Annotated in this window: 13 protein-coding genes; 2 read left to right on the top strand and 11 right to left on the bottom strand. The window is 65.1% G+C overall.

Annotated elements, in window-relative coordinates:
• Nucleotides 1–64 precede the first annotated feature (64 nt).
• From lpdA to AXW83_RS27170, 11 genes are all read right to left on the bottom strand, one after another.
• Nucleotides 65–1,462, bottom strand: coding sequence for a dihydrolipoyl dehydrogenase (gene lpdA, locus AXW83_RS16115; RefSeq protein WP_066615085.1), 1,398 nt, complete (start codon nt 1,460–1,462; stop codon nt 65–67).
• 43 nt (nt 1,463–1,505) lie between these two features.
• Complete coding sequence (locus AXW83_RS16110) at nt 1,506–1,808, bottom strand: pentapeptide repeat-containing protein (RefSeq protein ID WP_066615084.1); 303 nt, start codon at nt 1,806–1,808, stop codon at nt 1,506–1,508.
• Nucleotides 1,805–2,197 carry a hypothetical protein gene (locus tag AXW83_RS16105; RefSeq protein ID WP_236841689.1) on the bottom strand — a complete coding sequence of 131 codons (393 nt, stop codon included), beginning with the start codon at nt 2,195–2,197 and terminating at the stop codon, nt 1,805–1,807. Before AXW83_RS16105 ends, AXW83_RS16110 begins: the two co-directional genes overlap by 4 nt.
• A gap of 9 nt (nt 2,198–2,206) precedes the next feature.
• Nucleotides 2,207–3,505 carry a 2-oxoglutarate dehydrogenase complex dihydrolipoyllysine-residue succinyltransferase gene (gene odhB / locus AXW83_RS16100; RefSeq protein WP_066615083.1) on the bottom strand — a complete coding sequence of 433 codons (1,299 nt, stop codon included), beginning with the start codon at nt 3,503–3,505 and terminating at the stop codon, nt 2,207–2,209.
• 134 nt (nt 3,506–3,639) lie between these two features.
• Entirely contained in the window at nt 3,640–6,597 is a 2,958-nt protein-coding gene (locus AXW83_RS16095) for a 2-oxoglutarate dehydrogenase E1 component (protein ID WP_066615082.1), read from the bottom strand.
• Nucleotides 6,598–6,720: 123 nt separating this feature from the next.
• Entirely contained in the window at nt 6,721–7,605 is an 885-nt protein-coding gene (gene sucD / locus AXW83_RS16090) for a succinate--CoA ligase subunit alpha (RefSeq protein ID WP_066615081.1), read from the bottom strand.
• 9 nt (nt 7,606–7,614) lie between these two features.
• Nucleotides 7,615–8,811: an ADP-forming succinate--CoA ligase subunit beta gene (gene sucC / locus AXW83_RS16085; protein WP_066615080.1), complete on the bottom strand. Its 1,197-nt coding sequence runs from the start codon at nt 8,809–8,811 to the stop codon at nt 7,615–7,617.
• Between the two features lie 91 nt (nt 8,812–8,902).
• Nucleotides 8,903–9,865 (bottom strand): malate dehydrogenase, encoded by a 963-nt coding sequence (gene mdh, locus AXW83_RS16080; RefSeq protein WP_066615079.1) that lies wholly within the window; start codon nt 9,863–9,865, stop codon nt 8,903–8,905.
• A 262-nt stretch (nt 9,866–10,127) separates the two neighbouring features.
• Nucleotides 10,128–10,727 (bottom strand): TetR/AcrR family transcriptional regulator, encoded by a 600-nt coding sequence (locus AXW83_RS16075; RefSeq protein ID WP_066615078.1) that lies wholly within the window; start codon nt 10,725–10,727, stop codon nt 10,128–10,130.
• A 2-nt stretch (nt 10,728–10,729) separates the two neighbouring features.
• Nucleotides 10,730–11,908, bottom strand: coding sequence for a cell division protein ZapE (gene zapE / locus AXW83_RS16070; protein WP_066615077.1), 1,179 nt, complete (start codon nt 11,906–11,908; stop codon nt 10,730–10,732).
• Between the two features lie 202 nt (nt 11,909–12,110).
• Nucleotides 12,111–12,320: a hypothetical protein gene (locus tag AXW83_RS27170; protein WP_156640128.1), complete on the bottom strand. Its 210-nt coding sequence runs from the start codon at nt 12,318–12,320 to the stop codon at nt 12,111–12,113.
• Nucleotides 12,321–12,453: 133 nt separating this feature from the next.
• Here AXW83_RS27170 and AXW83_RS16065 point away from each other — a divergent pair, with 133 nt between their 5' ends.
• A complete protein-coding gene (locus AXW83_RS16065) occupies nt 12,454–12,837 on the top strand; it encodes a hypothetical protein (RefSeq protein ID WP_066615076.1) in 384 nt (127 codons plus the stop codon).
• 34 nt (nt 12,838–12,871) lie between these two features.
• Nucleotides 12,872–13,156: a BrnA antitoxin family protein gene (locus AXW83_RS16060; RefSeq protein ID WP_066615075.1), complete on the top strand. Its 285-nt coding sequence runs from the start codon at nt 12,872–12,874 to the stop codon at nt 13,154–13,156.
• Nucleotides 13,157–13,220 lie beyond the last annotated feature (64 nt).

Here is a 13,220-nt window from a genome sequence, read left to right as displayed (position 1 = left end):
CGCCTTTTCCTGAAAGAGATTCCCGGGTCCGCGCTGCGCGCGGCCCGAGAATGACGGCCATCCCTCACATATGGATCGGGCGCTTGTCCACCGCGAGCGCCGCTTCCTTCACTGCTTCGGCAAGCGTCGGATGAGCGTGGCAGGTGCGGGCGAGGTCTTCCGAGGAGCCGCCGAACTCCATCAGCACGGTGACCTCGGCGATCAGGTCGCCGGCATGGGGGCCGATGATGTGGCAGCCGAGCACGCGGTCGGTCGCGGCATCCGCCAGGAACTTCACGAAGCCGTCGGTATGGCGCATGGCGCGCGCGCGGGCATTGGCGGTGAAGGGGAACTTGCCGATCTTGTAGGCGACGCCCGCGGCCTTGAGCTCTTCCTCGGTCTTGCCGATCGCGGCGACTTCCGGCGCGGTGTAGATGATGCTCGGGATTGCGTCGTAATTCACATGCCCGGCCTTGCCGGCGATGATCTCGGCGACCGCCATGCCCTCGTCCTCGGCCTTGTGCGCCAGCATCGGCCCGCGCACCACGTCGCCGATGGCGTAGATGCCCGCGACATTGGTCTTGAAGTGATCGTCGATCACGACGCGGCCGCGCTCGGTGGCGACGCCGGCTGCGTCCAGCCCCAGCCCCTCGGTGTTGGGACGGCGTCCGATCGCCACCAGAACGACATCCGCCGAGAGCGTCTTCGCCTCGCCGCCCGCCGCTGGCTCGACAGTGAGCGTCGCGCCCTTCTTGCCGGTTTCGACCTTGGTCACCTTGGAGCCGAGGATGAACTCAAAACCCTGCTTCTGCAGGATGCGGCTAAACTGCTTGGCGATTTCCTCGTCCATGCCCGGCAGGATGCGGTCGAGATATTCGACGACCGTGACCTTGGCGCCGAGACGGCTCCAGACCGAGCCGATCTCGAGCCCGATCACGCCCGCCCCCACGACCACCAGTTCCCTGGGAACGGCGGTCAGTTCGAGAGCGCCGGTCGAAGTCACGACGGTCTTCTCGTCGATCGCGACGCCCGGCAGGCCGGTCGCCTCCGAGCCGGTGGCGATGACGATCGCCTTGGTTTCCAGCTCCTGCGTCTTGCCGTCAGCATCCGTGACGACGACCGTGCCGGCACCGGGGATGCTCGCCGTACCCATGAAGGGCTCGATCTTGTTCTTCTTGAGCAGAAAGGCGACGCCGTTGACGTTGGCGTCCACCGTCTCCTGCTTGTGGACCATCATCTGCTTGAGATCGAGCTTGGGCGTGCCGACTACAACGCCCAGGCTCGGGAAGGTATGGCTCGCCTCCTCGAACATCTCGGAAGCGTGCAGCAGCGCCTTGGACGGGATGCAGCCGATATTCAGGCAGGTGCCGCCGAAGGTCTTGCGCTTTTCGACGACGGCGACCTTGAGGCCGAGCTGGGCGGCGCGAATGGCGCAGACATAACCGCCGGGGCCGGTTCCGATGACGACGAGATCGTAGGACATGGGTTCTCTTAAACGGTCATGCTGGAGCAAAAAGCCAGCTGCATCAGGAAAGGTTGAACGAAGCTCGGTCGAGATAATCGGGCAAGATCGTCGACCCGTCGATGATCGCCTCGGAAAGCTGCTCTATGGTGAGATTTTTTGCGCCGGAAAGATCGGCCCCGCGCAGGTTCGTGCCACGCAGGGAAGCGCCAGCGAAATCGGCTCCTCGAAACATCGCGTTCGCTGCGTCGGCGCCGGCGAGGTTAGCTCCGCGCAGTGAAGCGCCGCTCAAATCTGTTCTGCGGATGAAAGCGCCATGAATGTCCAGAACGCGTCGCGGTTGTTCGTTCAATCGTGCCTGCGTCATGCGTCACCCAGTCTGCTTCGAAGCATTTTCATGATCTCCTGCACGTCGATAGGCGGAGCATCGTCTCCATACTCTGTGTCGCTTGCTCTCAGGAATGCCTGCAAAAGATCGAACACAGGGTCCGACAGATCGGGAAAGTCCTTCGCGACCTCCCTCAAGACGTATATCGCCGCCAGTCGAACCTCAAGATTGGGATCGCGCAATTGTCCAACCGAGCGGTTGAACAATTCTGTCACATGAGCCCTGCGAGCCAGCGTGGCCTGCGTCGAAGCCGACCTCGCCTGCAATGACGCCGGAGAAAGCTGACGCCATGCCAGAATAGCGCCAACACAGGCAGCGGCCGCGAGTGCGAAGTTCCGAAGGACCTCCGAAAACGCGACCCAGTTCATGGCTGGGCCTCAGAGATCCAGCACAAGCCGCGCCGGATCCTCCAGCGCCTCCTTGATCCGCACCAGGAATGTCACCGCTTCCTTGCCGTCGATGATGCGGTGGTCGTAGGAAACAGCCAGATACATCATCGGGCGCACTACGATCTGGCCGCCGACGACCATCGGGCGCTCCTGGATTTTGTGCATGCCCAGGATCGCCGATTGCGGCGCGTTCAGGATCGGCGTCGACATCAGCGAGCCGTAGACGCCGCCATTCGAGATGGTGAAGGTGCCGCCCTGCATGTCCTCGATCTTGAGGGCGCCGTCGCGGGCTTTCTTGCCGAGCGCGCCGATGGCCTTCTCGATGCCGGCGATGGAGAGCTGGTCGGCATCGCGCACCACCGGCACGACGAGGCCCTTGTCGGTGCCGACGGCGACAGCGACATGGTAGTAGTTCTTGTAGACGATGTCGGTGCCGTCGATCTCGGCATTGACGGAGGGAATCTCCTTCAGCGCCTGCACGCAGGCCTTCACGAAGAAGCCCATGAAGCCGAGCTTCACGCCGTGCTTCTTCTCGAACACATCCTTGTACTGGTTGCGCAGCGCCATCACCGCCGACATGTCCACCTCGTTGAAGGTGGTCAGCATCGCGGCCGTCGCCTGGGCTTCCTTCAGGCGGCGCGCGATGGTCTGGCGCAGCTTGGTCATCTTGACGCGCTCTTCGCGCGAGGCGTCGTCGGGCGCCGACGGCGCGCGGACCTGAACCGGAGCGGCCGGAGCAGGAACCGAGGACGCAACGGCGGGGCCGGTCGCGATCGCGGCCAGCATGTCGCCCTTGGTGACGCGGCCATCCTTGCCCGAGGCGTTGGCGGTCGCGGGATCGACGCCACTCTCGGCGGCCAGCCGCGACACGGCCGGGCCTGAATCGGCGGCCTTGGTCGCAGGCTTGATTTCGGTGTCGCCGGCAACCTCGCCGGTCTTCTTCTCGGCTGCGGCCGAGCTCGCTTCGCCGGCCTTGCCGGAGGCCTGGGCCACGGCGGTGTCGGCCTTCTTCGCCTCGGCCTTCGGAGCAGCCGCGGCCGCCTTGCCGTCGCCGGCCGTGATCATGCCGAGCAGGGCGCTGACGCCGACAGTGTCGCCTTCCTTGGCGACGATCTCGCCGAGCACGCCGGCAGCCGGCGCGTTGACCTCGAGCGTCACCTTGTCGGTTTCGAGCTCGACCAAAGGCTCGTCGGCTTTCACCGCGTCGCCGGTCTTTTTGAACCACTTGCCAATGGTGGCCTCGGAGACGGATTCGCCGAGGGTGGGAACGCGGATTTCGGTCGCCATGTCAGGCCTCTTTTTTCTTCAAATCTCGTGAGCGTCATCCCGGCCGGAGCGAAGCGGAGAGCCGGGATCCATTCCGGAACAGGTCAGGAATGGATCCCGGGTCGATCTGCGATCGCCCGGGATGACGGCGGTGTTCAGGCCGCAAAGGCCTCGTCGAGGAACGCGTTGAGCTGGGCAAGGTGCTTGGACATCAGGCCGGTCGCTGTCGCAGCCGAGGCCGGGCGGCCGACATAGCGCGCCCGCTTCGACTTCACGCCGGCATGGCCGAGCACCCATTCGAGATAGGGCTCGACGAAGGTCCAGGAGCCCATGTTCTTGGGTTCCTCCTGGCACCAGACCACGTCGGCGCCCTTGAAGCGCGCCAGCTCCTGCGCCAGCGACTTCAGCGGGAAGGGATAGAGCTGCTCGACGCGCATCAGATAGACGTCGTCGATGCCGCGCTTCTCGCGATCCTCCAGCAGGTCGAAATAGACCTTGCCCGAGCACAGCACGACGCGACGGATCTTGGAATCCTTGACCAGCTTGGTCGAGGAGCTGCCGCGCTCGGCGTCGTCATGCAGCACGCGGTGGAAGGTCGAGCCCTCCGCAATGTCGGCCAGATCGGAGACGCAGCGCTTGTGGCGCAGCAGCGACTTCGGCGTCATCAGGATCAGGGGCTTGCGGAAATCGCGCTTGAGCTGCCGGCGCAGGATGTGGAAATAGCTTGCCGGCGTCGAGCAGTTCGCCACCTGCATGTTGTCTTCCGCGCACATCTGCAGGAAGCGCTCCAGGCGCGCCGAGGAGTGCTCGGGGCCCTGGCCCTCATAGCCATGCGGCAACAGGCAGACCAGACCCGACATGCGCAGCCATTTGCGCTCGCCCGACGAGATGAACTGGTCGAACAGCACCTGCGCGCCGTTGGCGAAGTCGCCGAACTGCGCTTCCCAGCAGGTCAGCGCGTTGGGCTCCGACAGGGTGTAGCCGTATTCGAAGCCCAGCACCGCCTCTTCCGAGAGCATCGAGTTGATGACCTCGTAGCGCGACTGGCCCTCGCGGATATGGTTCAGCGAGGTGTGGCGCGCTTCGGTTTCCTGGTCGATCAGCACCGAATGGCGCTGCGAGAAGGTGCCGCGCTCACTGTCCTGGCCCGACAGGCGGACCGGGTTGCCGTCGAGCAGCAGCGACCCGAAGGCCAGCGACTCGGCGGTGGCCCAGTCGATGCCCTTGCCGGTCTCGATCGCCTTGCGGCGGTTGTCGAGAAAGCGCTGGATCGTCTTGTGGACGTTGAAGCCCGGCGGAACCGACGTGATCTTCTCGGTGATTTCCTTGAGCACGGCGGCGGGAACACCGGTCGCGCCGCGACGCGGATCGTCCTCGTCGGCACGGATCGCCTTCATGCCGGCCCAGCGGCCGTCGAGCCAGTCGGCCTTGTTCGGCTTGAAGGCCTGGCCGGCTTCGAACTCGATTTCGAGTCTGGCCTTCCAGGCCGCGCGCATCTCGTCGAGTTCGCCTGCTTGAATCACGCCCTCGGCCTCGAGCTTGGCGGAGTACAGCTCCAGCGTCGATTTGTGGGCGCGGATCTTGCGGTACATCAGCGGCTGGGTGAAACCCGGCTCGTCGCCCTCATTATGGCCGAAGCGGCGATAGCAGAACATGTCGACGACGACCGGCTTGTGGAATTTCTGCCGGAACTCGATCGCGATCTTGGCGGCGAAGACGACAGCCTCGGGATCGTCGCCGTTGACATGGAAGACCGGGGCCTCGACCATCTTCGCCACGTCCGACGGATAGGGCGAGGAGCGCGAATAACGCGGATAGGTCGTGAAACCGATCTGGTTGTTGATGATGAAGTGGATCGAGCCGCCGGTGCGGTGACCCTTCAACCCCGACAGGCCGAGGCATTCCGCGACGACGCCCTGGCCGGCGAAGGCCGCGTCGCCATGCAGCAGCAGCGGCAGCACCTTTGAGCGCTCGACGATGTCGCCGAACTGGTCCTGCTTGGCGCGGACCTTGCCCAGCACGACGGGATCGACGATCTCCAGATGCGACGGGTTGGCCGTCAGCGAGACGTGGACGTTGTTGCCGTCGAATTCGCGGTCCGACGAGGCACCGAGATGGTACTTCACGTCGCCCGAGCCCTCGACGTCGTCGGGGGCGAAGGAGCCGCCCTTGAACTCGTGGAACAGCGCGCGATGCGGCTTGCCCAGCACCTGGGTCAGCACGTTGAGCCGGCCGCGATGGGCCATGCCGAAGACGATGTCGCGCACGCCGAGCGCGCCGCCGCGCTTGATGATCTGCTCCAGCGCCGGAATCAGCGACTCGCCGCCATCGAGGCCGAAGCGCTTGGTGCCGGTGTATTTCAGGTCGATGAACTTCTCGAAGCCCTCGGCCTCGACGAGCTTGTTCAGGATCGCCTTCTTGCCCTCGCGGGTGAAGGCGATTTCCTTGTCGGGCCCCTCGATCCGCTCCTGCAGCCATGCCTTCTGCTCCGGATCGGAGATGTGCATGAACTCGATGCCGATGGTGTTGCAATAGGTCCGCTGCAGGATCGCGGTCATCTCGCGGATCGTCGCGGATTCCAGGCCCAGCACGTTGTCGATGAAGATCTTGCGGTCGAGATCGGCTTCGCCGAAGCCGAAGGCGGCCGGCGACAACTCATCGGAATTGTCGACGGTCTCGATGCTGAGCGGGTCGAGCTTGGCGTGAAGGTGGCCGCGCATCCGGTAGGCCCGGATCAGCATGATCGCGCGCACCGAATCGCGCGTCGCCTGCTGCACGTCCGACGCGCTGATCGCGGCGCCCGTCGCCTTGGCCTTGGCGCCGAGCTTGTCGCTGATCACCTTCTCGACGACGCTCCAGTTGCCGTCGAGCGCCGAGACGAGTTCGCCATTGGCATGAATGGGCCAGTTCGGCTTGGTCCAGGACGCGCCCCTGGCATTCTGGACGATGGCCGAGCCTTCGTCCTTCAGCCCGGCGAAGAAGCCCTGCCACTGCTCGTCGACCGATTTCGGATCGGCCTCGTAGCGGGCGTAGAGATCCTCGATATAGGCCGCATTGCCGCCATAGAGGAAACCCGTCTGCGCGAGAGCCTCGTTGATGTCCTGGCGAGCCATGATCGTTTCTGCCTTTTCCTGCCTGCCTAGCGCGTCATGCTCGGGCTCGACCCGAGCATCTTTTCGGGAGTCTAGCGCGTCACGAGATGGTCGGCTCAAGGCCGACCATGACGCGTGAAGCCCTCAGCCTTTCAACACGTCCACCAAGGTCTTTCCAAGGCGCGCCGGCGACGGCGAGACCCGGATGCCGGCCGCTTCCATGGCCGCGATCTTGTCTTCCGCGCCGCCCTTGCCACCCGAGATGATCGCGCCCGCATGACCCATTCGCCGGCCCGGAGGGGCGGTACGGCCGGCGATGAAGCCGACCATCGGCTTGGAGCGGCCGCGCTTGGCCTCGTCCCTGATGAACTGCGCAGCGTCCTCCTCGGCCGAGCCGCCGATCTCGCCGATCATCACGATCGAGGTCGTCTTCTCGTCGGCCAGGAACATCTCGAGCATGTCGATGAACTCGGTGCCCTTGACCGGGTCGCCGCCGATGCCGACCGCCGTGGTCTGGCCCAGGCCCTCGCGGGTGGTCTGGAAGACGGCCTCATAGGTCAGAGTGCCCGAGCGCGAGACGATGCCGACAGAACCCGGCTTGAAGATGTTGGCCGGCATGATGCCGATCTTGCTTTCGCCCGCCGTCACGACACCGGGGCAGTTGGGCCCGATCAGCCGCGACTTGGAGCCCGAGAGCGAGCGCTTGACGCGCACCATGTCGAGCACCGGGATGCCCTCGGTGATGCAGATGATCAGCGGGATTTCGGCGTCGATCGCCTCGCAGATCGCGTCGGCCGCGCCCGGAGGCGGTACATAGACGACAGACGCCGTGGCGCCGGTCTTCTCGCGTGCTTCAGCGACGGTGTCGAAGACCGGCAGGCCGAGATGCAGCGCGCCACCTTTGCCCGGCGAAGTGCCGCCGACCATCTGCGTGCCATAGGCGATCGCCTGCTCGGAGTGGAAGGTGCCGTTCTTGCCGGTAAAACCCTGGCAGATGACCTTGGTGTTCTTGTCGATCAGGATGGACATGGTTTCTCCTCAAGCCTTCTTGATCGCAGCCACGATCTTCTGCGCGGCATCGTCGAGATCGTCGGCGGAAATCACGTTCAGGCCCGAGGACGAGATGATGTCCTTGCCTTCCTGGACGTTGGTGCCTTCGAGACGCACCACTAGCGGGACTGTGAGTCCGACCGCCTTCACCGCGGCGATGACGCCGCGCGCGATGACGTCGCACTTCATGATGCCGCCGAAGATGTTGACCAGGATGCCCTTTACCTTCGGATCGGCGGTGATGATCTTGAACGCCGCCGTGACCTTCTCTTCCGTGGCGCCGCCGCCGACATCGAGGAAGTTCGCCGGGCTTTCGCCATAGAGCTGGATGATGTCGAGCGTCGCCATGGCGAGACCGGCACCGTTGACCATGCAGCCGATCGTGCCATCGAGCGCGATATAGGCGAGGTCGTATTTCGAGGCCTCGATCTCCTTGTCGTCCTCTTCCGTGGTGTCGCGCAGGGCGAGGATCTCGGGATGACGGTAGAGCGAGTTGGAATCGAACGAGATCTTGGCGTCGAGACACTTGATCTGGCCCTGCGTCGTCACGATCAGCGGGTTGATCTCCAGCATGTCCATGTCCTTGGACACGAACGCCGTATAGATCTGGCCCAGAACCGTGCCGGCCTGCTTGGCCTGGTCGCCCGAGAGGCCCAGGATGCGGGCCATGCTGCGGCCGTGATGCGGCATGATGCCGGTCGCGGGATCGACCGAGAAGGTCTCGATCTTCTCCGGCGTGTCATGGGCGACGGCCTCGATGTCCATGCCGCCCTCGGTCGAAACCACGAAGGCGACGCGCGAGGTCTCGCGATCAACCAGCGCCGAGAGGTAGAACTCCTTCTCGATGTCGGAGCCGTCCTCGATATAGAGGCGGTTGACCTGCTTGCCGGCCTCGCCGGTCTGCGCGGTCACGAGCGTGTTGCCGAGCATTTCCTTGGCATGGCTCTCGACCTCTTCGACCGACTTGGCGAGGCGCACGCCGCCCTTCGCGTCAGGACCAAGTTCCTTGAACTTGCCCTTGCCGCGTCCGCCGGCGTGGATCTGGCTCTTCACCACATAAAGCGGGCCAGGCAGCTTCTTGGCGGCCTCGACGGCCTCGGCGACGGTCAGCGCCGGAAAGCCGGCGGAGACGGGCGCGCCGAACTCCTTGAGGACCGCCTTGCCCTGATATTCGTGGATGTTCATGTGCTCAGGTTCCTTGGAAGCGAATAGCGAATGGCGAGCGGCGAATGCGTACTAGCGGACGTTCTGCCCGCCATTCGCCATTCGCTGAATGTCACGCCAATGACGAATCGACGGTCTTGCAGGCGTCGATCAGCGTCACGACCGAAGCGACGGACTTTTCGAGCATAGCCTTCTCCTCGCCGTCGAGCGCGATCTCGACGACCTTCTCGATGCCGCCGGCACCGATCACGACCGGCACGCCGACGAAGATGTCCTTGACGCCGTACTGGCCGGTCAGCGCAGCCGCTGCGGGCAGAACGCGCTTCTGGTCCTTGAGATAGCTTTCGGCCATGGCGATGGCGGATGCGGCGGGCGCATAGAAGGCCGAGCCGGTCTTGAGCAGGTTGACGATCTCGCCGCCGCCCTTGCGGGTGCGCTCGACGATGGCGTCGAGCTTGGCCTGCGTGGTCCAGCCCATGGCGACGAGGTCGGGCAGCGGGATGCCGGCGACGCCGGAGTAGCGCACCAGCGGCACCATGTCGTCGCCATGACCGCCGAGCACGAAGGCCGAGACGTCCTTGACCGAGACCTTGAACTCGTCGGCGAGGAAGTGGCGGAAGCGGGCGCTGTCGAGCACGCCGGCCATGCCGCAGATCATGTTGGGCTTCAGGCCGGAGAACTTCTGCAGCGCCCAGACCATGGCGTCGAGCGGGTTGGTGATGCAGATCACGAAGGCGTTCGGCGCGTGGGCCTTGATGCCCTCGCCGACGGCCTTCATCACCTTGAGGTTGATGCCGATCAGGTCGTCGCGGCTCATGCCGGGCTTGCGCGGCACGCCGGCGGTGACGATGATCACGTCGGCCCCGGCGATGTCGGCATAGGACTGGGTGCCGGTGTAGCTGGCGTCGAAACCATCGACCGGCGCGGATTCGGCGATGTCGAGGCCCTTGCCCTGCGGGATTCCCTCGGCGATGTCGAAGAGCACGATGTCTCCGAGTTCCTTCAAACCGGCGAGATGGGCGAGCGTGCCGCCGATCTGGCCGGCGCCGATGAGGGCGATCTTCTTGCGGGCCATAGCCTAGTCCTTGTTCTTAGCGTTGCGAGAAGCCGGCGAGCCGGGCAAAACCGTGCGTTCCTTTGACCCAAACAGGCCTTTCGTCGCAACCCTGCCGGGCGCCATGGTAAACTAGATTGCCATGTGTGGGCGAGAGCGGATGTGACTATTCCGCGCGAACGATTTCAAAGGCTTGTCGGCCAGCCTAGCCTTGGCGGCAGCCGGGATGGCGGGAAAAGGGGCAATGTCAATTTACAGAAATTGTAAATTGTCACAAGATTTTTTACACGATGCCGGTCCCTAGCACCCGCAATGCGACACGGATCAGCGTCGAGAGCCGGGCATCGACCGAGGCCTGCGGCACGTCGGATTCGAGCGCCAGGGCGGCGGGATGGATGAAGCGGTGGGTGGCGTCGATGACGAAGGCGATCGCCCTGTCGCGGTCGCGCGGTTCGAAGGCGCCCGATGCCATGCCCTCGTCGATCACGCGTTCGAAGAGCGCCCGCACACGTGTCCGGTTGCGCCGGCTGATCGCATGGCGCTTTGCCACGGCCTGCGACAGCGCAGCGAAGAGATGGGGATCCTCGGTCAGCAGGTCGCGATTGGCCTTGGCCAAAGCGAGGATCAGCCGCTCCAGCTTGTCGTCGGCGGGATCCGGGCCGTCGGCGATGTCGGCCAGACGTCGCTCGGCCGCCTTCAGCCAGACATCGACTACGGCGTCGATCAGGGCCGCCTTGGACGGGAAGTAGCGGTAGACGTTGGCATGGGTCATGCCGGCCTCCAGCGCCACCGCCACGACGGTGAAGCGCTTCAGCCCATGCAATCGAAGGTGCTCGCTGGCGACCGAGAGAATGCGGGTCTCGCTCGGCTCGCGGGTCGCCATGATCAGGTCTCGACCAGGCCGCCGCTGTCGCCGCTGGCGGCCGAATCGGCGCGGCCATGCGGCAAAGCGAGATAGTCCTGCGAGCGCATCTCGATCAGCCGGGACACCGTGCGGTCGAACTCGAAGGCTTCGCGGCCCCGGCTGGCGAGATAGAGTTCATGCGGCTCGGCCGCAGCCGATGCGACCAGCTTGACGTGATGCTCGTAGAGCGTGTCGATCAGGATGATGAAGCGCTTGGCCTCGTTGCGCCGGTCCGGCGTCATCGCCGGGATGTCGTCGAGCACAAGGGTATGGAAGCGTTGGGCCAGCGCGATGTAGTCGGATGCGCCATAGGCCTGGCTGCACAGATCGGCGAAACTCGCGCGTGCCACGCTACTGGCGGCCTGCGGGATGACGAGGTCGTGGCCTTTCACCGACAGGGTGACCGGCGAGCCCTGCGCGACGCCGGCGAGCCGCCTGAAGGCCTGATCGAGCGCGCCATGTGCCGCCGCATCCGCCGGCACATGGTAGACCGGCGCGCCGCCGAGTTTTTCCAGCCGGAAATCGGTGCGGGCATCAAGCCTGACGACATCGACCTTCTGGGCCAGAAGATCGATGAAGGGCAGGAACAGCGAGCGGTTGAGCCCGCCCTCATAGAGCCGCGACGGCTCGACATTGGAAGTCGCGACCACGACGACGCCGGCCGCGAACAGCGCCGTGAAGAGCCGCCCCAGGATCATCGCGTCGGCAATGTCGGTCACGGTGAATTCGTCGAAGCAGAGCAGGTTCGCCTCTTCCGCGATCTCCGCGGCGACTGGCGCGATCGGATCCGGCTCCTTCACTTCGCCCGCCTTGAGCCGCTGGCGATAGGCATGGATGCGGCCATGCACATCGGCAAGGAATTCGTGGAAATGCACGCGGCGCCGCTTCGGCACAGGTGCAGCGTCGTAGAACAGGTCCATCAGCATGGTCTTGCCGCGCCCGACCGAACCCCAGATGTAGAGGCCCTTCGGTACTTCGGCGCTGTTCTTCTTCGCCCCGAACAGCCAGCCGAGCGCGCTGCTCTTGTGCGCCAGCCGGCGCGCGGCCAGCGTCTCGGCCAGATCCGCCAGGCGCTTCACCACCACGACCTGCGCCGGGTCGCGCTCGATGGCACCCGACTGGACGAGGGCGGCGTATTGCTCGGTGATCGGGACGGCCATGGCTCGAGGGGCTTGGGCGGCGGGCTTTCCGGTTACGGCAGCGCCGCTTGGGCTGCAAGTGTTGGCACGGGCAGGGCCGTATCACGCCGGCAGTCCGGCGCCTTGTCACGGAACAGGTCGGGTTGACTGCGCGGCTCTGATTGCCATCGAAGTCGCAGGTTCGACGCGCCGCATATGAAACGCTGCGGATGGTGCGCGGAGGCTAGAGCGCGGACGCGATCTCGCGATGGGCCGCCGCGAACCTCTCCGCATTCCGGCGAAACAGGATCCAGGCGGGCGAATTGCCCCTGTCCGTCGGCGGTTCAGCCAGCGCCAGCCTGCGCAATTGCGCGCCATCGGCCGGTTTGTCGGGATCGAGCCTTGCGGCCCGGCACATGGCTCGTGCAATTCTTTTGATGCGTTCATCGTCCATGGCGCTGCTCATCGAGTAAGGGTGATGCGGCGGTCTGAACGTCGGACTTGCAAACCTTGTTCCAAGACGAAAGGACTGTCTCTGCTAAGGTCCGACCGAGACACGGTCCGCAGGGCAGCCCGGAGACCCATGAATGCAGCGTGTCGTCCTCGTGCCGGTGCTGTGCCTTGCTCTCGCGGGGTGCAACTCCGGCGGCCGAAGCGGTCCGGACCTCACCCAGGACCCGGGCCAGTGCGGCAAGTTCCAATGGGGAACGCCGGAGATGGCGCAATGCCTGGACACGGTCTCCGCCGCCAGGGCCGAAGCGGCAAGGCCGGTCCAGGCCGTCGAGCCCGCCCCGCTGCCATCGCCGCCTCAGCCGCATCTCCAGCCAGCGCCACCCCAGGCGCAGGTCCAACAACAGCCGCCGTCTGCCGCTGCCCTGCCGGCCACCGCCGACGCTCCGGCGTCCGTCCCGGAAGTGCCGGTCGCGCCGGACACCGAGCCAGCGCCGAAAAGCTGGTGGCCCTGGCGCTAGAACCATTTCGTGATCCCGAACGGAGACTGATTCCATGAACAACGATCGACCGCGCCGGCCGGTGAACGCCCGCGACAAGGCAGAGGCGCTGTTCAAGCCCGCCGTGCCCAAGCCGGCTGCGCCGGCCGAAAGGCCGAAGGCGCCGCCCGGCGCGCGGGAAATGGTTTCACTGCGGATCGACACAGCCGTGCTGGAGCATTTCCAGAGCGGCGGCCCGGGCTGGCAGGACCGTATCAACGAGGCCTTGCGGCAGGTCGCGAATATCGGCGGCGACGAGGGGCTGCGACCCGAGGAACTCAATTCGTCGAACGACGGGTAACGGACGCCGCCGTTCACATCCAGAGGAGGATCAGGGATCAACTGGCGGCGGCCTGCGTTCTTCC

The organism is Bosea sp. PAMC 26642 (assembly GCF_001562255.1).
Classification (GTDB): domain Bacteria; phylum Pseudomonadota; class Alphaproteobacteria; order Rhizobiales; family Beijerinckiaceae; genus Allobosea.
Note: the sequence above shows the minus strand (reverse complement) of the source record. Positions and strands in the feature narration are given on the sequence as shown.